Source organism: Candidatus Eisenbacteria bacterium, assembly GCA_016930695.1.
Classification (GTDB): domain Bacteria; phylum Orphanbacterota; class Orphanbacteria; order Orphanbacterales; family Orphanbacteraceae; genus JAFGGD01.
The window spans coordinates 26,985-50,010 of record JAFGGD010000030.1; the positions used below are offsets into that span (position 1 = coordinate 26,985).

Consider the following 23,026-nt stretch of genomic DNA (forward strand, 5'->3'; position numbering starts at 1 on the left):
ATGGGCGGAATCCGGGAAAAGGTACGACGCTCCCGCGACTATCTGGGAAACGCCTGGGAGGAATGGGACGGCGATCTCACGCGCTACGACTGGAAGGTGGACACCCCGAAGGGTACTTTTCTGCTTCTGTTCGCCCTCTTCTGGATCGCCGCGGTCGGCGTTCTTTGGCTCGCCTGGTATCTGATCCTTCCACGCCTACAGTCTTTTCACCCCCGGGCGCCGTTGCTCTCCGGTCTTCTCTTTCTGGTCGGCGGCGCGACGGTGGTGCTCGTCAGCCTCTCGGTGATCCTGAGCGTCCTCACGAACCGGAACCTGTTGGTCACCCGCCTCGCCCTCTTCATGTTGATCCTGGCGGCCAAGCCGATGGCGCGCATCGCCGGGCGTTTCGGCCTCTCCCAGGACCGCGTGTGGAACTCCTTCCTCAAGATCCACAATCTGCTGGTCCGTTTCATCGACGGCGAAAGGCGAACCGACAAGATCCTGGTTCTCCTGCCGCGCTGTCTCGCCGGCGACGCCCGCAAGAGACTGACGGCAATCGCCGAGCGTTACCGCTGCCTTCTCTACACCGCCGGCGGCGGATCGGAGGCGCTCGCAAAGGTGCGCAGCGTGCAGCCCCGTGCGATCGTCGCCGTCGCCTGCGAGAGGGACCTCATCTCCGGCATCCGGGACGTGGGAACGAACATCCCGGTGCTCGCCATCCCCAACATCCGGGACAACGGCCCCTGCCGGATCACACACGTGGATTCGGAGGAGTTCGAGAGGGCGGTCCGCTTCTTCACCGAAGGGACCGCGCCTGCCGAGGCGGAACCGGCGACGGCGAACCCGGTCTGATTCATTCCGGTAAGAACAAAACGGGGAGGGCGTGATCGGCTCAGCGGCCCGTTCCTTCCGGATGCCCGCCGGGATGTCCTCCCGGATGTCCCCCTTCGTCGCTCTTTACGCCGAGAAGTACGGGAAGAGCGAGGGGCTCGCCGTCCCGGATCAATTCGACGATGACCTCCTGGCCGGGCCGATGGGAGCGGAGCACCTCGGCGTAAGTGCGGAGATTGGGGATCGACCACCCGCCGAGAGCCCTGATCAGGTCGCCGGGGAGTATCCCCGCCTTTTCGGCCGGCGAACCGGGGACGATGTCGCCGACAACGACCCCTTCCCCTTCCGGAGCTGTAAAGTCCGGAACGGTCCCCATGTAGGCTCGGGGGCCGGACGAATCGGGGGGAACAGGAGTGTATTGAGGCGATATAACGGGAAGCGGGAGCATGGGGTTTTTTGATAGACCGAGTTTTCCCCAAAGAGGCGCGTCCGTGTAGAGATAGTCGCGTACCCGGAGGAGCCCTTCCCGGTCGATCTTTTCCGCCGTATCGGTCGGCCTGTGATAATCGGCGTGGGGACCGGTGAAGAGGAAGAGAGAGGGGATCCCGGCGGCGAGGAAGCTCCCCATGTCCCCCGCCTCGTATCCGGTCGTCATGCGCTTGAGGGGCATCGTATTATCCGAAGCGTCATAGAAGTGATTCGCCGGATCCCGGTGAGAACCTTCCGTGGCGATGAGGAGCGGTTTCCCTTCGAGCCTCCCCACCATGTCCAGATTGATCATCCCGGCGGTTCTCTTCACGAGAGGATCATCCCGCCCGATCCACGCCTTCGACCCGAGCGCCCCCTTCTCCTCGGCGGAGAAGGCGACGAAGAGGACCGGCCCCTTCCAGGGATTCTCCTCCGCAAAGAGGCGCGCCGTCTCGATCAGCACCGCCACGCCGGAGGCGTCGTCGTCCGCGCCCGGATAGAGGACGCCGTTCTTCCTACCCAGATGATCGTGGTGCGCGCCGATGAGGAGAACGGGACCGTCCTTCTCCGGGTCGACGACCCCCGCCACGTTCCGGCACCACGCGGTGTCTCCGTTCTCCACGATACGAAAGTGATGGAACCACGACGATCCGCCTTCGCCCGCCGGTTCCAATCCCGCCTCCTTGAAACGGGAAGCGACGTAGTCCGCCGAGCGCCACGCCCCGTCGGTCCCCGCCTCGCGCCCTTCGAAGAGGGGGGAGGAGAGGGCGCGGACGTGGGCGAAGATCTCCTCCGCCGGATCAACTGAGGTCGCGGCGGCCGCCGCGGGGGCGGGAACGAGAAGAAAGGGAATCAAGAAAAGGGCGCGGGCGCGCATCGTCTTTCCTCCGAAGGGGTGGAGGGAGCGGGGCGGATATCTTTACTTCTTGAGCTTTCTTCCGAGACTTCTCTCCACCGATTCGATCTTTCCGGAGAGGCGGCCGGAGACGCCGACCCGATCGTCGATCTTGACGTGGGTGGAGACCCGATCCGTCCGGTCCCGCATGATCATGTGGCAGCGGCGGATCAGGTCGAAGATCTCTTCCGGCTCTCCCTCGACGATGGTCCCCATGGCGGTGAGGCGATAGTCGAGACCGCTCCGGTCGATTTCGTCCAGCACCGCCGCCACGTCTTCCGCGAGAGAGCCCGGCTTCCCGAGAGGGGAGACGGTGAACTCGGCGAGCATGGCTACTTCTCCTTCGCCCGTCCGGAGATCCCCTCCACGGCGCGGATCGCCGCTTCGGCGGCGGCGTCCACGTCCGCTTCGTCGCCGCTCATCTGCAGGCGCCCGAAGGCGCCGAAGGGCTGCACCTGCACCAACGTGACCCGGGCCGCCTTCTCCGCCTCGTTGGCGGCGAGGACGATGTAACCGGCCGGATCGGTCTCCATGATGAAGAGCGACTCTCCCGGGATGAGAAGCGAACCGTAGCGGGACCGGTTCACGCACTGGGCGTGCATCGGCTCCACCGCGCGGATGATCTGGTGGGACACCACCCGCGGCTTCAGACGCTGCTGCTCGTCGACGCCGAGGAAACCGAGGGCGGCCCGTCCCGCCTGCCGCACCTCCCCCTGGTCGCGGTGATGGACCTCCAGAAGCCCGAAGGCTCGCTCCACCACCTGAACGGCGGGTTGGACTCCGGTCGCCTTGAGGCAGACGTCGGTCAGTGTGTGGACCGGCATGCCCGGCGCCACCTCGATCCAGAGGCTGGCGTCGTCGCGGACGGGGGGGAAACCCCGCCCGGTGCATCCGGTGAAGGCCGCGAGCTGCGGCTGCAGGCTGTCGAGAAAGACGTATGTTCTGAGGTCGATCATGATCCCCTCCCGTTTCGGGTGCTCTGTTTGTAGCGGATCGGGGCGCTCCGGTCAAGGGGGGAGGGGACCCGGTTTCTTGACAACCGAATGGGGGCGTGTGAGGATCGCGATGATCCACCGGAGCGGCGGCGGCGAACCCGGATGCCCGCCACGCCTCTTCGGTGACGGCCTCCCCGGACCGGCCGGGGCGGCGGGGGTGTCTGAGCGCATCCGGAAGGCGGGGACCGCCGTGAAGATCACCGTCGTCGGCGCCGGGAACGTGGGGGCTACCGCGGCGCAGAGAATCGCCGAGAAGGAGCTTTCGAACCGCGTCGTCCTCGTGGACATCGTGGAGGGGATCCCTCAGGGGAAGGCGTTGGACCAGTGGGAATCGGCGCCGGTGGAGGGGTTCGACACGCGCGTGGTCGGCGTAAACGACTACGAGGAAACGGCCGGATCGGACATCGTGGTGATCACCGCCGGCGTACCCCGTAAGCCGGGCATGAGCCGGGACGACCTCCTCGCCACCAACACCAAGATCGTCCGCTCCGTGACGGAGGCGGCGGTCCGGCACTCCCCCGACGCGATTCTGGTGGTGGTCTCGAACCCGCTGGACGTGATGTGCGCCGTCGCCTTGAAGACGAGCGGTTTCGAATCCCGGCGAGTGATCGGGATGGCGGGAATCCTCGACACCGCCCGCTACCGCGCCTTCATCGCCGAGGAATTGCACGTTTCGGTCCGGGACATCCAGGCGATGGTGTTGGGCGGCCACGGCGACTCCATGGTTCCGCTCCCCCGCTACACCACCATCGCCGGCGTCCCGCTCGCGGATTGGATGTCCGCCGACCGGATCGACGCGATCATCGAAAGAACCCGGAACGGCGGCGCGGAGATCGTGGGACACCTGAAAACGGGATCCGCCTTCTACGCCCCTTCGGCGGCGGTCGCGGAGATGGTGGAGTCGATGGTCCGGGACAAACGCCGCGTTCTCCCCTGCGCCGCTTGGTTGACCGGCGAGTACGGCATCCGGGACGTCTATGTGGGCGTACCGGTGATTCTCGGCGCGGGGGGAGTGGAGAAAATCGTCGAGGTTCCCCTCACCGAAGAGGAAAGCGCCCTCCTCCGGCAAAGCGCGGAGCACGTGCGGACCGTGACGGACAAACTCTCCCTCTGACCCGGCGGCGCGATGCGCGAAAAAGACCGGGCCCGGACGTCGCCGTCCGGGCCCTTTTCTACCCTGGGTCGCTCCCGCTCCGCTAGTCTTCGAAGAAACTGTGTCCCTTGAGGAGTTGAATATCCACGCCGGTCCGGCTCGGTATCGCGTCGGTCAGAATGATGCGGCCGAGCTGTCCCGAAGATTCCTCGTCCAGGTAGTAACCGAACAGGTTGTTGTCGCCCTCCGCCGCGTATTCTCCCTCGGTGATCTTGAAGGCGAAGAGATAGTAAAAGCCCGGCGGTAAGTGTCCGATGGAAAAATCGCCGTGGGCGTTGTCCACGAATCCGATCGCCTGCATGCTGTTGGTGAAGGCGTCGTCGTCGAGCGTGAACTCGGGGGACCAATACATTCCGTTGATCAAGAGGAGCACCGTTCCCTCGGGCCCGTAGGCCGAGGGGGTGCGAATCCGCCCCTCCAAGGAGCAGGCCGGCATGCTGTCCCGCCCGGTGAAGGTGATCATGCGCGGTTCGCCCAAGAAAACGCTGGTGTCCGCGTCGAAGGCGGAGAAGATGAGCATCTGGTAGACTTTGTCGCCCTGGATCGCGTGATCCCTGAGGAAGGAAGTCCTGTCCGCGTTCGGGACGAAATGTCCCGACTGCAGGATGTCGAAGCCGGGGACCAGGAGCGCGTAAAAATCCTCGACCGGCCGATCGAAGGCGATTTCGATCTGAATCTGATTCCCCAGACCGCAGGCTTCATCTTCCGGGGATAGGGCGACGATGGAAATGTGGTCTTCTTCGACATTGCCGCCGGAGCCGGCGGGGTTGTCGTCGCCTCCACCGCAACCGGCAAAAAGCGTCAGGCACAGCCCCAACAAGATCGCAGCGAAGCGTTTCATCGGTTTCTCCTCCACACTCTTACGGCCCACCGGGCCGCGTACGGTTCTCTCTCTCCTCCGATCGGAATAGACGCACCAAACGCCCGTTTTGTTCAATCCGATCGACGATTCCCGGAGACGATACCGTCGGAGTCTCCCTTTTATTCAGGGGAGTCGCTGCGGGGAGGCACCGGCGAACGGACTCAGTGGGTTCGGCTCACCGTAAAGCGGCAGAGGTCGAAAAGCGCCTCGCGGAAAGGCCCCTCCGGGAAGGGGAGGAGAGCGGCCTCGGCTCTCTCCGCATGCTCGCCGGCGATTTGGATCGATTCCTCGATGGCGCCGCTCTCCAGCACGCGGGAGGCGAGGAAATCCGGCGCCGGTCGAGGCGCTCCATCGCCCCGCAACCATTCCTTGAGCTCCCGGCCGATTTCGGGATCCCGCCTCACGGCCAGAATCAGGGGGAGGGTCGTCTTCCCCTCGGCGAGGTCGCTGAAGGTCCCCTTGCCCGTGGAGTCGCCGTCGCCGCTGTAGTCCAGGACATCGTCGGAGATTTGAAACGCGAGCCCGAAATGGTGACCGAAGCGGGAGAGATCCTCCACCCGCTCCTCCGGGAGTCCGGCCAGCAGCCCGGCGGAGAGGGCGCACCAGGAAAAGAGGGAGGCGGTCTTGCAACGGATGATCTCGCGGTACGCCTCGAGGGGAACGACCGGCTTCCCGCGATGGGCCAGCTGGATCAACTCTCCCCGGACCAGATCCTCCACGGTGGGGGCGAGGCGACGGGCGATCTCGTAATGGCGATGGTTCATCATGATCGAGAACGCGCGGGCGAAAAGGAAGTCCCCGACAAGCACGGGAGTCTGGTTCCCCCAAACTCGATTCGCCGTGGGAATACCCCTCCGCGTCATTCCCTCGTCGATCACGTCGTCGTGAAACAGAGTGGCGGAGTGAACCATCTCGCCCACCGAGGCGACCAGAAGGTGATCTTCCCCCGCATAGTCGACCATATGGGCGGCGAGACAGTGGACGATGGGGCGGATCCTCTTTCCACCGGCCTCGAGCAGATAGCGGACCACGCGGGGAACGATGTCGAGGCCGAAGTGGATGTTGCCCACGATCATGTCCTCGACGCGGCGATAGTCGTCGACGATGGGAGCCAGGGCGCGACGTTCGAGAAGATCGTCCAGGCCGCGGATCGCGGGGCGTGGTGTGGGGCGGGGCGCGGCGCCGCTCATGGCTCGTACTCCCCGACCGCCGTGAACCCGTGCAGGAACGCGGCGCCCGGGCCGCGCGGGTCGGCGAGGGCGCGGATCAGAGAACGCCCCCGCCGCGTGGTCCGAAGAAGATCGGCGGTCCGTTTGCGCAGACGCTTCCCTTCCGGGCCATAGGAGGCGAGTTTCTTCTCCTCGTTTTCCAGGCTCCGGATCGCCTCGTCCACCGCGGGGAGTTCTCTCTCCCGGAGTACGCGGACGATCACCTTGGCGACGTCCTCTTCCGCTTCGAAGAAGTCCTTCCGTTCTCCCGGCTTCCAGGATTTGCGGATCACTCCCCAGCGGAGCAGTTCCTGCAGCGACATGCTGGTCGAACCCCGGCTCATTCCCAAAGACAAAGCGATCTCGGCGGCGCCCACCGGCTCGCTACGCAGATAGAGGAGCGCCCAGATCCTCCCCAGATTTCTCCGGAATCCCCACAGTTCGAGGAGACGCCCCACGGCGTCGCAGACCTCCAGGCGGGACTTCTCGATCCTTCCCGCTCCTTTTCCCATCTCGCTCACGGCCTATCCTTTCAGAACTTTCAAAACTTTCTGAAAGTTTAATTCGTTCGGGGAATTCTGTCAATGCGGGAAGAGCAGACGGGGAAGGGGGAGGGACGCTGAATCGGGTGGGGGGCGATCCCTTCCCGTCGCCTCTGAGGGGGTAAGGATCGGGTGCGACGGAAAAGGAGAAAAGAAATCGGCCGACGTTCTCGCGGCCGTGGAAAGAGAGGTGTGACCCGTGAGGATCGCGAGGGATGGGCCGCCTTTGGGGAGGAATCAGTTTTGGAAGAGCAGCTCGGGACGGTTGGAGGCGATTCCCCTCACGCCCATATCGGTCAGACGGCGGATCGCCGACACGTCGTCGACGGTGTAGGCGAAGACCGGGTAACCACGCTGCCGCATGAATTCGACCAGTTTGGGAGTGATCAGGCGATAGTAGAGCATGACCGCGTCCGCTTCCGCCTTCTCGACCTGCCGGATAATCCAGAAACGGAGCGTGTTTTTCACGATCCAGATAATGGGCGCCCTGAGGGGGAGCACATGTTCGAAGCTGGAGGCGTGGAAGAAATCTTTGGGAAGAGAAAGGCCGGTTCGGATTCGCGGTTCCATGTTCTTGATCTTCCGCAGGCTCTCCTTGAAATTGCTGCTGACGAGGACCTGCTCGGCCACGCCCTTGCGGACGATCATGTCGACCAGCATCTCCTCGCCCCCCTCCGCCTTCAGGTCGATGTTCATCAAAGCCCGGTTCTTGACCATGTCGATCGCGTCCTGAAGGAGCGCGAGCGGCTCGCCCCGGCGCATCCGAAGGGATTGCAGTTCTTCCAGCGGTTTGCGCGCGATGGAAGAGGAGAAGAGAAAACGGCCGAGTCGGCTGTTGTGGAGAAGCACGAAGTGGTCGTCCATAGTCTTCCGGATATCGAACTCTACCATGTCCACGCCCAGCTCGATGGCGTGCTGGATCGAGTGCAACGTGTTCTCCAGGAAACGGGAGGGAGCTCCTCGATGCCCGATGCGCAGGATGTCGTTCCCTTCGACCAATTCCTTTCTCCTTCCGATCGGCCCGACCGGCGTGTCGCCCCCGAGAGAAACCTTTCTTCCGAAACATCGGCTTCCGGAGTCTCTTTCTGGATCCATGAGGCTTACGGATCAAGGCGCTAATGTATTCGCACCCGCAACGGATGTCAACCCCGGCGATTGTGCCGGCCGGACCTTCATGGTATTTTGATCGGGAGGAATGTAGGTATGCTGACCCTGATTCGAGACACGGAGACGATCGCCCTCCTCGATCCGGAGCGCCGGGAGATCCGCGGCGGGTGGGTGCTGGTCGGCGGCGGAACCATCGTCGCGGTCGGTGAACCGGGGCGGGAGCCTTCGGAGGGAATCGACCGGATCGTCCGGGCGGAGGGGATGGTGCTCCTCCCCGGGCTGGTCAACACCCACCACCACCTGTATCAGACTCTCACCCGCGCCTATCCGGGGGCGACGGACGTGGAGCTCTTCGACTGGCTACGCGCCCTCTACCCGGTCTGGGCGCGAATCGACCGGACGGGGATTCAAGCGGCCGCGCGCTGTGGGATCGCCGAACTCCTTTTGTCCGGCTGCACGACCACGTCGGACCACCATTACCTTTTCGGTCCCGCCTGCCCGGACCCGATCGACGCCACAGTCGAGGCGGCGGCGGAGTTGGGGATCCGTTTTCACGCCACCCGCGGAAGCATGAGCCTCTCCGAAAAAGACGGGGGCCTGCCGCCGGACCGCGTGGTGCAGCGGGCGGACCGCATCCTCGAGGACAGTCGCCGGATCGTGGAGCGCTATCACGACCCCAGACCGGGCGCGATGCTCCGGATCGCCCTCGCCCCCTGCTCCCCCTTCTCCGTCGACCGAGAGCTGATGATCGAGACGGCGCGACTCGCCGAGGCGTTGGACGTCCGCCTGCACACCCATCTGGCGGAGACGAAGGACGAGGAGCGATACTGTCTGGAACGGCACGGCATGCGCCCTCTCGACCTTCTCGAGGAGCTGGAATGGCTCGGCGACCGGACCTGGATCGTCCACGGCATCCATTTCAACACGGAGGAGATCGCGCGCCTCGGCAAGGCGCGCTGCGGAATCACTCACTGTCCCTCCTCCAACATGCGCCTCGGTTCCGGCATCGCCCCCACCCTCGATCTGGTCGCCGCCGGGTGCCCCTACGGCATCGGCGTGGATGGTTCGGCGAGCAACGATTCCTCGTCGCTGATCGGCGAAGTCCGGCAGGCGCTCCTTCTCGGACGGATCCGCTACGGTCCGGCGAGGCTCGTCGCCGACGAGGTCCTCCGATGGGCGACTCGTGGGGGCGCGGCCGTGCTCGGCAGGGACGACATCGGCCGGATCGCTCCGGGCATGCGGGCGGATCTGGCGCTCTTCTCTCTCGACGCGCTCCCCTTCAGCGGCGCGGGAGACCCGATCGCCGCGCTCCCTCTCTGCGGGGCGTCGCGTGTGCACACGCTCTTCGTGGAGGGACGCATCGTGGTGGAGGATGGACGGCTCCTCACCGGCGACGAGAGGACGATCATCCGGGACCATCGGGAGGCGGCCCGCCGCATTCGGGAAAACGATTGAAAGGGCGACGCTCGGGCGCCGCGCCGCGAGGATAGGGAATGAAAGCGATCCGGCTGATCGGAGACACGGTGATCTCCCCGGGAGGGGAGACCCGCGTTTTTCGCCCCGGCGCGGTTCTCGCGGAAGGGGGGAGGATCGTCCGAGTCGGCCCGCCCGAGGATGTGCCGGAGAATGGCGCGGAGACGATCGACGCCTCCGGGTGCGCCGTCCTCCCCGGCCTCACGATCGCCCACACTCATCTGTACAGCGTTCTCGCCCGCGGGATGCCGGCCGCCGGCGCGCCGCCCGACTCCTTCCGGAGGATCCTGGAGCGCGTCTGGTGGCGATGGGACAAGCTGCTCGACGCGCCTTCGATCGCCGCCTCCGCCCGGGCGGGGCTTCTGGAAGCGCTTCACCACGGCGTCACCTGCGTGGTGGACCATCACGCCTCCCCTTCCGCCGTGGAAGGTTCGCTGGACGTCATCGCCGGCGCCGCCCTCGAGGTGGGCGCCCGTGTCGCCCTCGCCTATGAGGTTTCCGACCGGGACGGAGAGGAAACGCGGGACACCGGCCTCCGCGAGAACCTCGCCTTCGCCTCGCGCGCCGGCCGGGAGCGTTCCCCCTTGCTCGCCGCGATGATCGGCGCCCACGCATCCTTCACACTCGGCGACCGCACCCTCGATCTTCTGCGGGACGCGACGGAGAGGAGCGGTCGCCCGATCCACATGCACCTGGACGAAGGCCCCGAAGACGGCGAGGCGGCGCGCGCCGCGGGGGACCGGAGCACCCTGGCGCGGCTCGATCGTTTCGGCCTCGTCCGTCCCGGCGCCCTCTTCGCCCACGGCGTCCACCTGGACGGCGAGGACCGGGAGCTTCTGGCGCGCCGGAACGCCTTCCTGGTTCACAACCCGCTCTCCAACGGCGGAAACGCGGTGGGACGCGCCGACGTCCCCGCACTCCTCGCCGCCGGCGCGACGGTCTGCCTCGGCACGGACGGGATGAGCGGCGACCTCGCCGGAGAGGCGGCCGCCGCCGGCTCCGTTCATCGCATGACGACGGGGGACCGTTCGATCCCCTTCGACCTCGCCTACCGGCTCGCCTGGGAGGGAAACGTCCGCCTCGCCGCCTCCCTCTTCGACCCCGCGCCGGGGAGGCTCGAACCGGGCGCGGCGGCCGACATGGTCGTGATACGCTACGATCCGCCCACGCCGATCACCCCGGAGAACGCCGCGGCGCACTGGCTCCTCGGAATCTGCCACGCGCCGGTGGAGGCCGTCTTCGTCGCGGGGGAGAGGGTGATCGAAAAGGGCCGGGCGGTCCGCGTCGACGAGGCGGCGGTTCTCGCGGAGGCGCGCGACCACGCGCGAACGCTCTGGAAACGATTTACGGCTTAAACGACAAACCGGCCGCGGGTCTTGTCCCGCGTGATACACAAACGAGAGAAGGATCAAGGAAAATGACGGAGCAGATCACGAAGGCCCTGAAGGGGCGCGACTACATCGAGACGAGCGATTGGTCGGTGAAGGAAATCGAAACCGCCCTCGACCTGTCGGCGGACCTGAAGAAGAAATTCCGCGGAGGCGTGCCCCATCGCCTTCTGCCGGACAAAACCATCTTCCTCTTCTTCTTCGACAAATCGACGCGCACGCGCAATTCCTTCGAGGCGGGGATCACCCAGCTGGGCGGCCACGGCCACTTCATCGACGCCGAGACGAGCCAGATCTCCCATGGCGAGAGCGCCAAGGACACGGGGATCATCCTCTCCCGCTACGGGCACGGCATCGCGATCCGCCACGATCTGGTGCCGGGGGAAGGGAACGCCTATATGCGGGAGGTGGCGAAGCACGCCGACCGTCCGGTGATCAACATGCAGTGCGACGTGGACCACCCCTGCCAGACGCTGGCGGACCTGATGACCATACGGGAACGCTTCGGAACGAACCTGAAGGGGATGAAGATCGCCGTCTCCTGGGCCTACGCCCCCTCCTACGCCAAGCCGATGTCCGTTCCCCAGGGGCTGATCATGCTGATGACCCGCTTCGGCATGGACGTCACGCTCGCCCATCCGCCGGAGTTCACGCTCATGCCCCATACCGTGGAGCGGGCGCGCAAGAACGCCGCCGAATCGGGAGGCGCCTTCCGGATCGTCGACACCATGGACGAGGCGTTCGAGGGCGCCCACGTGGTCTACCCGAAGAGCTGGGGCTGCGCCTCCCTCTTCGGCGAGCCGAAGCGCTCCCTGGAGTTGGCGCGTAATTACACCGATTGGATCTGCGACGAACGCCGCATGGGGCTTGCGAAGAAAGACTCGATCTACATGCACTGTCTTCCCGCCGATCGGGGGCACGAGGTGACCGATCCGGTCATCGACGGACCTCACTCGGTGGTGTACGACGAGGCGGAGAACCGCCTTCACACCTGCAAGGCGCTGATGGCGCTCACCATGGAGTAGAGAACCGATGCCGGCGCCCCCCCCGAACGTCACCGGGTTCGCCTGCCTCGCCTGCGGGCGGGAAGAGCCTTCCGGCGCGGGCCGTTTCACCTGTCCGTCCTGCGGGGGCAACCTGGACGCCCTTTATGATTACGTCGCCGCCTCCGCCGCCATGGACAGGGAAAGGATCGCCGCGTCGAGGGACCGCTCCTTCGCGCGGTGGGCGCCCCTTCTTCCCCTCGCGGAGGAGAGCCTTCCTCTGACGACGCCGGTGGGAGGGACGCCCCTCCTCCGCGCGGAACGTCTCGGCCGCTCCCTCGGGCTGGAGAATCTCTTCCTGAAAGACGACACCGCCGAGCCGACCGCCTCCTTCAAGGACAGGGCGAGCGTCGTGGCGCTTCTCCGCGCCCGCGAAACAGGAGCGGACACGGTGGCGGTCGCCTCCACGGGAAACGCCGCCTCCTCGACCGCGGGGATCGCCGCCGCCCTCGGCATGCGCGCCGTTCTCTTCGTCCCCGAGTCGGCGCCGGAGCCGAAGCTCGTCCAGATGCTCCTCTACGGCGCGCGCGTGGTCCGCGTGCGCGGGAGCTACGACGACGCCTTCGACCTGTGCGGCCGCGCCGCCGAGCGATTCGGCTGGGTCGACCGCTCCACCGGCGTGAATCCTTTCACCGCCGAGGGGAAGAAGACCGCCGCCTTCGAGATCGCCCTCGACGGGGGACGACGCGCGCCGGATTGGGTGCTCGTCCCCACGGGGGACGGCAACATCCTCGGCGCCACCGGGAAAGGCTTTCGGGAGATGCGCGCCCTCGATTGGATCGATCGCCTCCCCCGGATGGTGGCGGTGCAGGCGGAAGGGTCGTCCGCGATCGTCCGGGCCTTCCGAGAAGGGAAGAAGGAGGCGGAAGAGGGGCCGGCCGACACGATCGCCGATTCGATCCGGGTGGGCCGCCCCCGCGATTCGGTCCGCGCTCTCCACGCGCTCTACGACTCGGACGGCCTCGGTGTCTCCGTGACGGACGACAGGATTCTCGCGGCGGCTGCTCGTCTCGCCCGCGAGACCGGCGTCTTCGCGGAGCCCTCGGCGGCGGCGGGGCTCGCCGGACTGGAGAGGATGGTCGAGGAAAACCGTGTAAAGCCCCAAGATCACGTGGTTTTAGTGATCACCGGCCATGGACTGAAAGACCCGCGCACCCTTTCCTCGGGCATCGAAGTCCCCGCCGCGATCGATCCCACCCTCGAGGCGGTGGAGGAGGAGATCGGCTGAGTCGTCCCTTTCGTTCCGGGGCGTCTCGTCGGTAGAACCGCTTGACCGTGTAGAAGGAACATTAAAATTATTGCCGATGTCTTAACGGGAGGTTTTGATTCGCTTAAAGGAGCCATATCCTGCAATTTTTGCATTGATATCGACTTGCGTTTCTGTTACGATATTCCCGAGTTCTAGAAATCGGGCTCAGGGATGGTCGCGCACGGTCGTGGTATTTCGGCCGGGCGCTGAAGGATAACCCCAAGCGGTTCATCCATTTGCCGAAGGAGGAACACGCTGGAGGGCAGAGGGTTATTCGATTTTCCCGTAGTCGACGGACAGGAACACTGGGGTGATAGCCCCGCAACTCAGGGAGGTCATAGCATGCGTTTGTTACTGATTGGTAGCCTCGTTCTGGCCCTGGCCGGTTTCGCTTGGGCCGGCACCAGCTGCTACGGCTGGGAAGACGGCACCGGCACCATCTTCGGGTTCTACGGCAACCTCTACAACCCGACCAACGTGAGCGATTTCGCCCACACCGGGAGCCACTCGCTCTACATGCAGGAGTCGCCTCTCGGCGGCACCCCGCAAGCCTACGTTGCTTGGATCAACGGCCTGACTGACGGCGACGTCGTCGACGTCAGCTTCTACGCGTACGACAACACCGAGGGCGTGAGCCCGAGTGCGCGGATCTGGGCCCACTACACCAGCGATCCGATGGATCCGGATTCCTACGCCGGTAGCGCCTACGGTCTTTACGACTACAGCGCCGGCCTCGGTTGGGATCTGCTCTCCTACAGCTGGACCTTCGACAGCGACGGCGGCTCCCGCGACGGTCTGATGATCGAGTTCCGTCTCTACAGCGTCGCCGAGTTCGACGAGTACTGGTGCGACGACATTTGCGTCACCGCGCCGGACGGCGCCATCATCAGCTTCCCGGGCGGAACGTCCGCTGTGGACAACACCTCCTGGGGCAGCGTGAAGAGCCTCTTCCGGTAATTCCGGAAACACGAGGTTTCGACGAGGCCCGGACCATCGCGGTCCGGGCCTCTTCTTTTTCGTCGATGACGCGCGCCCGATCGCTTTTCCTAAAAGGTCCTCAAGCAAGAATTCTCTCGCGGGGAAGAACCCGACCCCTGGACGGACATCCCGTTATCATTTATATTTGATATGTTTCCTCCCCATCCTCATCGAAGCCGCGCCTCTCGGCAGGGAGAAGGATCTATTGGGCGAAACCGCGTCGGGCCGACTCACCGGCGCCCGCAAGGAAGAGGAAATGGAGATGCGGAAAAGAACGATGCTCCTCTGCGTCGCGGCGGCGTTCCTCGCCGCTCCTGCCGCGGGGGACACCTTCGGGTGGGAGGACGGCGCGTCCACGATTCTGGGCTGTTCCGGCAACCTGATCGATGAACAGAACGTGGACGGACCCTTCGTCCACACCGGCGCGCGCTCCCTCCGCGTGACCGAGGCGCCCCACTCCGGAACGCCCCAGGCGTGGATCGCCTGGATCACGGGGATCCGCGACGACGACGTGGTGCGCGCGGGCTTCCGCGCATACGACGAGTGGGAGGATTATCCCTCGCTCCGGCTGCACGCCCACTACACGCCGGGAACCGATTTCACCATCTACATGGGGGACGCCTTCGGCCCGATGGAGTTCAGCGATCCGGTCGGATGGGACCTTCTGGAAGGGAGCTGGAACATCGACACCTGGGAGGGCGAACGGGAAGGCCTGGTGATCGAAGCGCGCCTCTACAGCACGCCCACGGAGTGCGATTCCTGCGCGACCGATTTCTGGATCGACGATCTCTACGTCGACGCCCCGGCGCACGCCACGGTCTACTTTCCACTCGGCCCGTCCGCGACGGACAACACCTCCTGGGGAGGCGTGAAAAACCTCTTCCGGTAATCCCGGATCACGAGATCTCTTCGAAGCCCGGTCCCGCGCGGGACCGGGCCTTTTTTATTCTTCCGGAAGAATCAGCGTGGGGAGGGAGGCGCGGACGCTAAGATCTCCCGCATACGCGCCGTCGTTTCGTGATTCGGATCGGCCGCCTCGGCGAGCCGGAGATACCGCTCCGCCTCGTCCCTTCGCTCCATCGCGAGCGCGGCGGTGAAGCCCAAGTAGCATCCCCGCACATCGTCCGGACGGATCCGCAGGTAGCGATCGATTAGGTCCATCGCCTCCTCCCAGTTTCGTGCGTTCGTCTCGCCGACGGCGGCATACCAAAGAAGGTCCGGCGCGTCCGGATCGAGAAGGAGGCCCTCGCGGGCCGTTCGCAGGATCGCTTCGCGGTCTCCCGGTGCGCGTCGCCCCGCATAGGCTCGGGTCAACGCCCGGTACACCTCCGGCTGCCGCATCGATCCCTCCGCGAGGATCCCCTCCAGGATCGGGACCGCGGCGGCCGGATCTCCGCTGTCGAGCAGATCCTGCGCCTCCGAGAGGGCGGCGAATCCGCGGGTCGACTCGCGCACGCCGAGCGGATCCGCGTAGAGCGCCGCGGTGATCAACACGGCCGGAAGGAGAAGGCGGAGCGCGTCCGCCGGACGGGGCCCGCGTAATCGTTCCGCGATCCGGACCACGGTCCATGAAGCGCCCAGAGCGACGAAAGGAACGAGAGGAACCCGATAGCGTCCTGTGACGAAGAAGGCGACGATCGTCGCGGCGTAGATCGCCAGGAACCAGAGGATCAGTGTAAGAAACGCGCCGCGTTTCTTCTCTTCCGGACGGCGCCCCGAGCGCCGGCCCGCGGCGATCATCGCCGGGAGGGAGGCGAGGAAAAATCCGAGAAGAGGCGCGAAGCCGAGCGGCACGACGCGGAAGGCGAGGAAACGAGAGCGCCGCGCCTCATAGGGCTCGTTGTTGGGGAGTTCCGCGTTCCCGAGGAGCGCGATCGTTTTCCGCAGAGTGAGCCGCGCCCAACGTCCCGGATCGTTCCGAATGAAATCGAAGGCGCGGCCGAACCAGTAGTCGGAAACCGCCGAGGGAAGTAAGGGCCGCCCCGCCGCTTCCTCGGCGATCCTTTTCGTGTCCTCGAAACCGCCCCACCAGGTCGCTCGCGTTCCAGGAACCACCGCTTCCATGCCGTTCGACTCCGGGTTGTTTCCGATATAAAAGTTCACGCCCCCCTGGGAGGCGATCCCCACCCAGTCGCCGCCCACGACCCGGTTCCGGATCGTGACGCCTGCGGCCGGCAGGAGAGATCCGGCGGCGAAGAGGAGCAGAAAGAACCGCGCACGCCCGCGCGGGCCGTGGCGGAAAAGCCAGAAGAACGCGAAGGGGAAGAAGAGGAGGATGTTGGGCCGGGTGATCGCGTAGAGGCCGAAGGCGAGCCCGGACGCGCCCGAGAGGGGGACGCTCCCGCGCTCGATCGCCTCGTGGAGGAGAAGGAAGCCGAGCAGGACGAAAAAGACGAGGAGCACCGGCAGGAGAAGTTCCCCGTCGAAGTAGGCGAAGACCCAGTAGAAAGCGCAGATCGAACCCGCGAGAACGCCGGTTCTCCTGCCGAAAAACCGCGCCCCGAGCGCTCCCGCCATCGCCGACGAGAGAGAGCCGATCACCATCTGCGCGATCCGGAAGAGCACCGTCTGTTTTCCGAAGAGGAAAAAGAGTGCGGCTAGGAACCAGGGATAGAGGGGCGCCCGGAAGTAGGGGGCGTCCTTCAGCGCGTCGAAGGGGGGAGGCCAGCGACCCTCGGCGATCCCCTCCGCCCAACCCAGGTGATACTCCTGGTCCATCGTGAACAGGTGAAAATCGGGCCGGCTGCTCGCCTCCCACAGATACGCCCCCCGGTAGAGAAGGGCGGCGGCGATGATGATCCACCACCATATCCGTCCCAGGCGGAACTTACGGGATCTCGCGCTCCGCTTCGGCAAGAACCGAATCCTCCCATCGAATATTGCCGGACCGTTCCGTTGATTGTAGCATCACGGGAGCCCCACTGAAACCGTCCACCCCGCTCCAATCGGCATTTCCGTTGACCCGGCGCCTCGAATCGCCGATACTGTTTGTTTCCTTTCCGATAGGAGAGCGGCGATGGGCATGGTGGAAAGCATCGAGAAGAAGAAACGGGGGGGAGCGCTCGACCGCGCGGAGATCCACTCCTGGATCCGCGGCGTCACCGACGGATCGGTACCGGATTATCAGAGCTCCGCGCTCCTGATGGCGATCTGGTTTCGCGGCTTGGACCGAGAGGAGACCATCGCCCTCACCGAAGAGATGATCCACTCCGGGGACGTGCTCGACCTCGGCTCGGTGCGCGGCGTCACCGCCGACAAGCACTCCACCGGCGGCGTGGGGGACAAGCTCTCCTTCATCATCGGCCCCCTGGCGGCCGCCTCCGGCGTGCCGGTGCCGATGCTTTCGGGGCGCGCCCTCGGCCATACCGGCGGCACGCTGGACAAGCTGGAGAGCATCCCCGGTTACCAAACCCGCCTCTCCACGGAGCGTTTCATCGAGATCGTGCGGGACGTCGGGCTTTCCATCGTCGGGCAGACCGAGCGCCTCGCGCCCGCGGACGGCAAGCTCTACTCGCTCCGCGACGTGACCGGCACGGTGGACGCGATCCCCCTCATCGTCTCCAGCATCCTCTCCAAGAAGCACGCCGCAGGACCTCACGCGCTCGTTTTCGACGTCAAGTGCGGAGACGGAGCGATCCTCCGCACCCGCGAGGATTCCCGCCGCCTGGCGGAACTGCTGGTGGATGTCTCCTCCCGCCTCGGCAAACCCTCCACGGCGATCCTCACCGAGATGGACGTTCCCCTCGGGCGGACCGTCGGGAACGCCTTGGAGATCGCCGAATCGATCGAGTCCTTGCGGGGGGAGGGGGCGCCGGATATGATGGAGATCAGCCGGGCCCTCGCCGCGGAGATGCTTCTCCTGACCGGCGTCGCCGGCGGCGAGGAGGAAGCGCTCGCTCGTATCGACCGGGTGCACCGGAGCGGCGAAGCGCTCCGCGTCTTCCAGCGGATGATCGAGGCGCACGGCGGCGACGCCAAGGTGGTGGACGACACAACCCGGCTCCCGAAGGCGGCCCACGCCCGTGAGGTGGCGGCCCCCGCCGCGGGCTTCGTGGCGGCGCTCCCCGCGAGGGCGATCGGCCTCGCGGCGATGCGACTCGGCGCGGGCCGGGAGACGGTGGAGGATCCGGTGAGCCCGGGCGCCGGAATCGAACTCATCAAGAAGCCGGGGGACCGGGTCGCCAAAGGAGAGCCCCTGGCCCGCCTGCACGCGGACCGGGAGGACCGGATCATCGAGGTGATCCCCCGGGTGCTCGATGCGTACCGGATCGCCGAGGAGCCGCCGGCGGAAAGACCCCGAATCCTGGAGAGGATCCGTTCGGATCGAGGAGGATGAGCGCCGATGATCGGGGAGGGAGTGCGCATTCCGGCCGACGGTGATGTGGAAGTCTATATCGGCGAGGAGAAGATCCGGGAACGGGTCGCCGAGATGGGCGAAAGGATCACCCGCGATTATCAGGGGAAAGACCTCTTCGTGGTCGCCGTCCTCCGGGGCGCCATATTTTTCGCCGTCGATCTGGTCCGCCACATCGATCTCCCCTTGGTGCTCGATTTCGTTCAGATCTCCAGCTACGGCGACGGCACCGAATCGGACGGCCGCGCCAAGATCACCCGCGAGCTGGACCTCTCGATCAAGGATAAGGACGTGCTGGTCGTGGAGGACATCGCCGACACGCGGCATACCCTCTTCAACCTGCTCAGCTTCCTCAGCTCCAAATTCCCCCGCAGCATCCGCATCTGCACGCTGCTGGACAAACGGGAAAGGATGGAGCGAGACATCCCCCTCGATTACGTGGGCTTCACCATCGAAAACAAGTTCGTGATCGGCTACGGCCTGGATTACGCCCAGCGCTATCGGAATCTCCCCTACGTGGGGATCCTGCGCCAGGGGGGGGAGGTGCTGAAGTGAGCGACGACCCCCGCGTGGACCGGATCGTCGAGGAAGTCCTCGCCCGGCTCGTCCGCAAGGAGGAGTCGGAGAAGAACCTGGACGGCAACTCCTGCGTCACCTGCGCCACGCCGGGACAGTGCGCGTCGGTTTGCCCGGAGACGACGCGAACGGTGTTTCAGGCGGGCGTGGACCGTCTCTCCAACCGGGGAAGCGCGAACGGCGTACCGGCGGATTTGGCCCGAGCCATCGATCACACCGTCCTCAAGGCGACGATCACCCGGAAGGATATCGACGCCCTTCTGGCGGAGGCGAAGGCGCACCGTTTCGCCTCGGTCTGCGTCAACCCGTGCTGGGTGCCCGTCTGCCGGGACGCCCTCCGCGGGACCGACGTGCTGGTCTGCACGGTGATCGGCTTCCCCCTCGGGGCGAACTCGCCGGAGACGAAAGCATTCGAAGCGCGCCGCGCCTGTTACGAGGGCGCCCAGGAAGTGGACATGGTCCTCAACGTCGGCGCCCTAAAAGGGGGGGATCTGAAACTGGTGGAGCAAGACATCCGCGGCGTGGTCGAATCGGTCGGACCCCGGGTCGTGGTGAAGGTGATTCTGGAGACCGCCTACCTCACCCGGGAAGAGAAGATCCAGGCCTGTCGGGCGGCGATGAGCGCCCGGGCCCACTTCGTGAAAACCTCCACCGGTTTCGGGCCCTCCGGAGCGACGGCGGAGGACGTGCGGTTAATGCGGGAGACGGTCGGCCCCGGCATGGGCGTCAAGGCCTCCGGGGGGATCCGCACCCGCGACGACGCGGAGGAGATGCTCCGCGCCGGCGCATCCCGGATCGGGGCGAGCGCCTCGGTGGCAATCGTTCAAGGCGAGGAGAATGATGCGTAAACATTACTGGGCGGCGGCGCTCGTGCTGGCGGCGCTTTTCGCGGCGGCCTGCCAAGATGAAAACGTGATCCCCCGGCCGGAGAGTTTCACCGGCCTATGGTCCATCGAGGCCTTCGCGGCGCAGACCTTGATCTTCGAATGGGAGCAGGACGGGTCCGATCTCCGCGGGGACATGTACCTGGAGACCTTCACCGGCACCCAGGGTCCCTTCCCGCTCTACGAGGGACGGGTGAGCGGCGAGACCGTCACCTGGTCGATCCGTCGCGCCGAACTGGGAGGGACCGATTCCCTCTACTTCCGGGGGGATCTGGACACGCCCAACGTGATTCGCGCGCATTTGACCATCTGCACGGACACCACCATCGTCTATCCGGTGACGGTGGTTCGCGACGCCTCCGGCTTCTAGGAGATCCCGATGAACCGGGAATCGGCGGGAACCGGCAAGGGACCGTCCGGTACGGTGATCTGCACCGGCATCAGCCGGACCGAGAAAGCCCCCTTCCTGCGTGAACTCGCGGAACACGGCTGGGGACGCGGCGCCCCCGTGGAAGTCCATGACGTGGGGAACATGCTCCTCCGCAAGGCGGAGATCCTCGGCATCCCCTACCGGGACGAGAAGATCCTCGACGCCCCGGAAGTGACGCTCAAGACCCTCCGCGCCGCCGTGTTCGAGGAAATCCTCAAGAACAGGCGCGAGGAGAGGCTGAGCCTGGTCTCCCTGCACGCCTGCTTTCGCTGGAACGGCACGCTCCTCTCCGGTTTCGATCCGTATTACCTGCACCTTCTCAAACCGTATCTCTTCCTCACCCTGGTGGACGATCTGGAGAAGATCGAGGCGAGGATGGCGGAGAGCGTGCAGTGGAAGGGGAGGCTTACCCGCACGGAAATCGTGGATTGGCAAAACACGGAGACCTTCGTCACCCAAACCATGTCCGCCTTCATGAACCGGCCCTTCTACATGGTGCCGAAGGCGCAGCCCGTCGAATCGATCTGGAGTCTCCTGGATCGTCCCGACGGGCCGAAGGCCTACCTCTCGTACCCGATCAGCGCGCTGTACAAGAAGGGGAGCGGCGTGGAGCCGGAGACCTTCTTCGAGGAGGTGCGCGCCTTCAAGACGTTCGCCGAGGAGTTCCTGACGGTCTTCGATCCGATGAGCATCAAGGATCTGGACATGGACCCGGCGAAAGCGGGCACCCCCGAGGCGGAGCTTTTGAAACGGGTCACGGTCTGGAGGGACTTCACTTTTATCAATCAGTGCGACTTCCTGATCGTCTACAACCCCCTCGGCCTCGACTCGCCCGGCGTGAACGACGAGGTTTATCACGGCTTCTCGAACAACAAGGACGTGTACGTCTACTACGCGAGCAAGTCCCGCTCTCCCTTCCTGGAGAGCAAGACCACCCGCATCTTCTCCGACCTGGAGGAGATGAAGGGCTTTCTCCGCGAACGCTACGGCGCGCCTCCGGGCGAGGGCGCCCGGCCGTGACCCCTTCTCCCTTCCTCGCGCGTCTCCCGTCGGACCGGCCCGCCCTCATCGGAGTGATCCACCTGGAGCCGCTCCCCGGAGCGCCCCGCGTCCGCCTTCCGTTGGAGGAGACGATCCGCCTCGCCGTCCGGGACGGTCACGCCTGGCGGGAGGGGGGCGCCGACGCGGTGCTGGTGGAGAACTTCGGCGACGACCCCTTTCACCCCGGCCCGGTTCCGCCGGAAACGATCGCCTGCGTGACCGCGGCCGCGCGCGCCGTGGGCGAGGCGACCCGCCTCCCTCTCGGCGTGAATGTTCTCCGGAACGACGGCGAGGCGGCTCTCGCGGCGGCGATCGCGGCGGGAGGCTCCTTCGTTCGCGTGAACGTGCTCACGCACGCCTACCTGACCGACCAGGGGACGGTGGAGGGGATCGCCCACCGCCTTCTCCGGATGCGCCGCTCCCTCGGGGCGGAGACGGCGATTCTTGCCGACCTGCTGGTGAAACACGCCGTCCCCCTCGCCCCGATCGATCCGGAGGACGCCTACCGTGACCTGGTGGAACGCGGCGGGGCGGACGGGGTGATCGTCACCGGCAGGGCGACGGGCGCCCCCGCGGACCCCGCCTTCGCGGCGCGGATCGCCTCGCTCGGCGGCGCGCCCCTCTTCGTCGGGAGCGGGATCACGCCGGAGAGCGCGGCCTCCTTCGCTTCTTCGGTCCGGGGCTTTCTCGTCGGGAGTTGGGTGAAGCGGGATGGGAGAGTGGACGCCTCTCGGGTTCGGACGCTCGCCGAGGCGATCGGCGCCGCCTAGCCTCCTTCGTTTTCGGAATCCCCCTCGCGAAGTTCGGAGAGAATTCGGCCGACCACGATCTGCACCGCCGCCTCGTTGCGCCCTCCCCAGGGGACGATGATGTCCGCCCAGCGTTTGGAAGGCTCGATGAAACGGAGATGCATCGGCTTCACCTCCTCGAGGTAGCGATGCCGCACCTCTTCGAAGTCGGATCCCTTCTCCTCGATATCTCTCTCCAGGCGCCGGATGAAACGGAGGTCCGAGTCGGCGTCGATAAATATCTTTACATCAAAAAGTTCTCGTATCACCTTCTCGGCGAAGATCAGGATCCCCTCGACGAGGATCACGCGGCGCGGTTCGATCCTTTCCGTCGTCACCTCCCGGCGGCAGGAATCCCGGTGGTAGACGAAGCGGGGGACGGGCCGTCCCGCGATCAGGTCGAGAAGGTGTCTCTCCATCAGATCGTAGTCGATCGAGTCGGGATGGTCGAAGTTGACGCGGCCGCTCGGTCCCGTGGGGCAACGGTCGCGGTCGTGGTAATAGGAAGCCTCGGCGATCACTACCGCGTCGCGCTCGCCGATCCGCAAGGCGATCCGCTCGGCGAAAGTGCTTTTCCCGGCGCTCGTTCCGCCGGCGATTCCCACGAGCAGCGGTCGTTTCATCCTCTCCCCCCGGGCCCGCGCCACCGAAACCGGACACTTCCTCTTCCCGACTCCCGGCGATCCTAACCCAACGCGCCCCCCGCGGTCGAGCGGGAAGGGGAAGGCTTTCCGATTGCCGCGCCGCGGGGGGATCTGCTAATATTCGTCCCCAAGTTTCCG

Annotated in this window: 23 protein-coding genes; 14 read left to right on the forward strand and 9 right to left on the reverse strand. The window is 65.6% G+C overall.

From position 1 onward, the window contains the following. On the forward strand, positions 1 to 831 hold the full coding sequence (locus JW958_05605; GenBank protein MBN1825723.1) for a DUF116 domain-containing protein: 831 nt from the start codon (positions 1 to 3) through the stop codon (positions 829 to 831). A gap of 40 nt (positions 832 to 871) precedes the next feature. Here JW958_05605 and JW958_05610 read toward each other — a convergent pair whose 3' ends face one another. The 3 genes from JW958_05610 to JW958_05620 are packed head-to-tail and all read right to left on the reverse strand — an operon-like array spanning position 872 to position 3,132. Continuing rightward, on the reverse strand, positions 872 to 2,155 hold the full coding sequence (locus JW958_05610) for a M20/M25/M40 family metallo-hydrolase (protein MBN1825724.1): 1,284 nt from the start codon (positions 2,153 to 2,155) through the stop codon (positions 872 to 874). 42 nt (positions 2,156 to 2,197) lie between these two features. Then, positions 2,198 to 2,503, reverse strand: coding sequence for an MTH1187 family thiamine-binding protein (locus tag JW958_05615; GenBank protein MBN1825725.1), 306 nt, complete (start codon positions 2,501 to 2,503; stop codon positions 2,198 to 2,200). A gap of 2 nt (positions 2,504 to 2,505) precedes the next feature. Beyond that, positions 2,506 to 3,132, reverse strand: a complete 627-nt coding sequence (locus tag JW958_05620) for a BMC domain-containing protein (GenBank protein ID MBN1825726.1) — start codon at positions 3,130 to 3,132, stop codon at positions 2,506 to 2,508. 106 nt (positions 3,133 to 3,238) lie between these two features. Here JW958_05620 and mdh point away from each other — a divergent pair, with 106 nt between their 5' ends. After that, entirely contained in the window at positions 3,239 to 4,282 is a 1,044-nt protein-coding gene (mdh, locus tag JW958_05625; protein ID MBN1825727.1) for a malate dehydrogenase, read from the forward strand. Positions 4,283 to 4,364: 82 nt separating this feature from the next. Here the strand turns inward: mdh and JW958_05630 are convergent, their stop codons facing one another. From JW958_05630 to JW958_05645, 4 genes are all read right to left on the reverse strand, one after another. Further along, positions 4,365 to 5,162 carry a hypothetical protein gene (locus JW958_05630; GenBank protein MBN1825728.1) on the reverse strand — a complete coding sequence of 266 codons (798 nt, stop codon included), beginning with the start codon at positions 5,160 to 5,162 and terminating at the stop codon, positions 4,365 to 4,367. A 182-nt stretch (positions 5,163 to 5,344) separates the two neighbouring features. Next, entirely contained in the window at positions 5,345 to 6,373 is a 1,029-nt protein-coding gene (locus JW958_05635; protein MBN1825729.1) for a polyprenyl synthetase family protein, read from the reverse strand. Beyond that, positions 6,370 to 6,912: an ArsR family transcriptional regulator gene (locus tag JW958_05640; protein MBN1825730.1), complete on the reverse strand. Its 543-nt coding sequence runs from the start codon at positions 6,910 to 6,912 to the stop codon at positions 6,370 to 6,372. Before JW958_05640 ends, JW958_05635 begins: the two co-directional genes overlap by 4 nt. A 258-nt stretch (positions 6,913 to 7,170) precedes the next feature. After that, positions 7,171 to 7,932, reverse strand: a complete 762-nt coding sequence (locus tag JW958_05645) for a glycerophosphodiester phosphodiesterase (GenBank protein MBN1825731.1) — start codon at positions 7,930 to 7,932, stop codon at positions 7,171 to 7,173. Between the two features lie 204 nt (positions 7,933 to 8,136). Here JW958_05645 and JW958_05650 point away from each other — a divergent pair, with 204 nt between their 5' ends. The 6 genes from JW958_05650 to JW958_05675 all read left to right on the forward strand — a co-directional run bounded on the left by JW958_05650 (position 8,137) and on the right by JW958_05675 (position 15,060). Further along, positions 8,137 to 9,495, forward strand: a complete 1,359-nt coding sequence (locus JW958_05650) for an 8-oxoguanine deaminase (protein MBN1825732.1) — start codon at positions 8,137 to 8,139, stop codon at positions 9,493 to 9,495. 38 nt (positions 9,496 to 9,533) lie between these two features. Continuing rightward, complete coding sequence (locus JW958_05655; GenBank protein MBN1825733.1) at positions 9,534 to 10,868, forward strand: amidohydrolase family protein; 1,335 nt, start codon at positions 9,534 to 9,536, stop codon at positions 10,866 to 10,868. A gap of 74 nt (positions 10,869 to 10,942) precedes the next feature. After that, positions 10,943 to 11,926, forward strand: a complete 984-nt coding sequence (locus JW958_05660; GenBank protein MBN1825734.1) for an ornithine carbamoyltransferase — start codon at positions 10,943 to 10,945, stop codon at positions 11,924 to 11,926. 7 nt (positions 11,927 to 11,933) lie between these two features. Continuing rightward, complete coding sequence (gene thrC / locus JW958_05665) at positions 11,934 to 13,172, forward strand: threonine synthase (GenBank protein ID MBN1825735.1); 1,239 nt, start codon at positions 11,934 to 11,936, stop codon at positions 13,170 to 13,172. 363 nt (positions 13,173 to 13,535) lie between these two features. Further along, positions 13,536 to 14,150 (forward strand): hypothetical protein, encoded by a 615-nt coding sequence (locus tag JW958_05670; GenBank protein MBN1825736.1) that lies wholly within the window; start codon positions 13,536 to 13,538, stop codon positions 14,148 to 14,150. Positions 14,151 to 14,376: 226 nt separating this feature from the next. Further along, positions 14,377 to 15,060 carry a hypothetical protein gene (locus JW958_05675; GenBank protein MBN1825737.1) on the forward strand — a complete coding sequence of 228 codons (684 nt, stop codon included), beginning with the start codon at positions 14,377 to 14,379 and terminating at the stop codon, positions 15,058 to 15,060. A 71-nt stretch (positions 15,061 to 15,131) separates the two neighbouring features. Here the strand turns inward: JW958_05675 and JW958_05680 are convergent, their stop codons facing one another. Beyond that, positions 15,132 to 17,027: a glycosyltransferase family 39 protein gene (locus JW958_05680; GenBank protein MBN1825738.1), complete on the reverse strand. Its 1,896-nt coding sequence runs from the start codon at positions 17,025 to 17,027 to the stop codon at positions 15,132 to 15,134. Between the two features lie 160 nt (positions 17,028 to 17,187). Here JW958_05680 and JW958_05685 point away from each other — a divergent pair, with 160 nt between their 5' ends. The 6 genes from JW958_05685 (at position 17,188) to JW958_05710 (ending at position 22,226) form a co-directional block, all read left to right on the forward strand. Continuing rightward, a complete protein-coding gene (locus JW958_05685) occupies positions 17,188 to 18,507 on the forward strand; it encodes a thymidine phosphorylase (GenBank protein MBN1825739.1) in 1,320 nt (439 codons plus the stop codon). 6 nt (positions 18,508 to 18,513) lie between these two features. Continuing rightward, positions 18,514 to 19,080, forward strand: a complete 567-nt coding sequence (hpt, locus tag JW958_05690; protein MBN1825740.1) for a hypoxanthine phosphoribosyltransferase — start codon at positions 18,514 to 18,516, stop codon at positions 19,078 to 19,080. 167 nt (positions 19,081 to 19,247) lie between these two features. After that, positions 19,248 to 19,949: a deoxyribose-phosphate aldolase gene (deoC, locus tag JW958_05695; protein MBN1825741.1), complete on the forward strand. Its 702-nt coding sequence runs from the start codon at positions 19,248 to 19,250 to the stop codon at positions 19,947 to 19,949. Beyond that, positions 19,939 to 20,355 (forward strand): hypothetical protein, encoded by a 417-nt coding sequence (locus JW958_05700; protein ID MBN1825742.1) that lies wholly within the window; start codon positions 19,939 to 19,941, stop codon positions 20,353 to 20,355. The genes deoC and JW958_05700 overlap by 11 nt, the downstream gene beginning before the upstream one ends. Before the next feature lie 9 nt (positions 20,356 to 20,364). Further along, the gene (locus JW958_05705) at positions 20,365 to 21,435 is read left to right on the forward strand and encodes a hypothetical protein (GenBank protein ID MBN1825743.1); all 1,071 of its coding nucleotides are present in this window, start codon (positions 20,365 to 20,367) and stop codon (positions 21,433 to 21,435) included. Then, complete coding sequence (locus JW958_05710; protein ID MBN1825744.1) at positions 21,432 to 22,226, forward strand: BtpA/SgcQ family protein; 795 nt, start codon at positions 21,432 to 21,434, stop codon at positions 22,224 to 22,226. Before JW958_05705 ends, JW958_05710 begins: the two co-directional genes overlap by 4 nt. Here JW958_05710 and udk read toward each other — a convergent pair. Then, on the reverse strand, positions 22,223 to 22,867 hold the full coding sequence (udk, locus tag JW958_05715; GenBank protein MBN1825745.1) for a uridine kinase: 645 nt from the start codon (positions 22,865 to 22,867) through the stop codon (positions 22,223 to 22,225). The genes JW958_05710 and udk overlap by 4 nt on opposite strands. Between the last annotated feature and the right edge of the window lie 159 nt (positions 22,868 to 23,026).

Bases quoted from the DNA above. Each gene is read 5' to 3' on its own strand.
- JW958_05605 (MBN1825723.1), top strand. From the start codon at position 1: ATGGGCGGAATCCGGGAAAAGGTACGACGCTCCCGCGACTATCTGGGA.
- JW958_05610 (MBN1825724.1), bottom strand. From the start codon at position 2,155: ATGCGCGCCCGCGCCCTTTTCTTGATTCCCTTTCTTCTCGTTCCCGCC.
- JW958_05615 (MBN1825725.1), bottom strand. From the start codon at position 2,503: ATGCTCGCCGAGTTCACCGTCTCCCCTCTCGGGAAGCCGGGCTCTCTC.
- mdh (MBN1825727.1), top strand. From the start codon at position 3,239: ATGATCCACCGGAGCGGCGGCGGCGAACCCGGATGCCCGCCACGCCTC.
- JW958_05630 (MBN1825728.1), bottom strand. From the start codon at position 5,162: ATGAAACGCTTCGCTGCGATCTTGTTGGGGCTGTGCCTGACGCTTTTT.
- JW958_05635 (MBN1825729.1), bottom strand. From the start codon at position 6,373: ATGAGCGGCGCCGCGCCCCGCCCCACACCACGCCCCGCGATCCGCGGC.
- JW958_05650 (MBN1825732.1), top strand. From the start codon at position 8,137: ATGCTGACCCTGATTCGAGACACGGAGACGATCGCCCTCCTCGATCCG.
- JW958_05655 (MBN1825733.1), top strand. From the start codon at position 9,534: ATGAAAGCGATCCGGCTGATCGGAGACACGGTGATCTCCCCGGGAGGG.
- thrC (MBN1825735.1), top strand. From the start codon at position 11,934: ATGCCGGCGCCCCCCCCGAACGTCACCGGGTTCGCCTGCCTCGCCTGC.
- JW958_05670 (MBN1825736.1), top strand. From the start codon at position 13,536: ATGCGTTTGTTACTGATTGGTAGCCTCGTTCTGGCCCTGGCCGGTTTC.
- JW958_05685 (MBN1825739.1), top strand. From the start codon at position 17,188: ATGGGCATGGTGGAAAGCATCGAGAAGAAGAAACGGGGGGGAGCGCTC.
- hpt (MBN1825740.1), top strand. From the start codon at position 18,514: ATGATCGGGGAGGGAGTGCGCATTCCGGCCGACGGTGATGTGGAAGTC.
- JW958_05700 (MBN1825742.1), top strand. From the start codon at position 19,939: ATGATGCGTAAACATTACTGGGCGGCGGCGCTCGTGCTGGCGGCGCTT.
- JW958_05705 (MBN1825743.1), top strand. From the start codon at position 20,365: ATGAACCGGGAATCGGCGGGAACCGGCAAGGGACCGTCCGGTACGGTG.
- udk (MBN1825745.1), bottom strand. From the start codon at position 22,867: ATGAAACGACCGCTGCTCGTGGGAATCGCCGGCGGAACGAGCGCCGGG.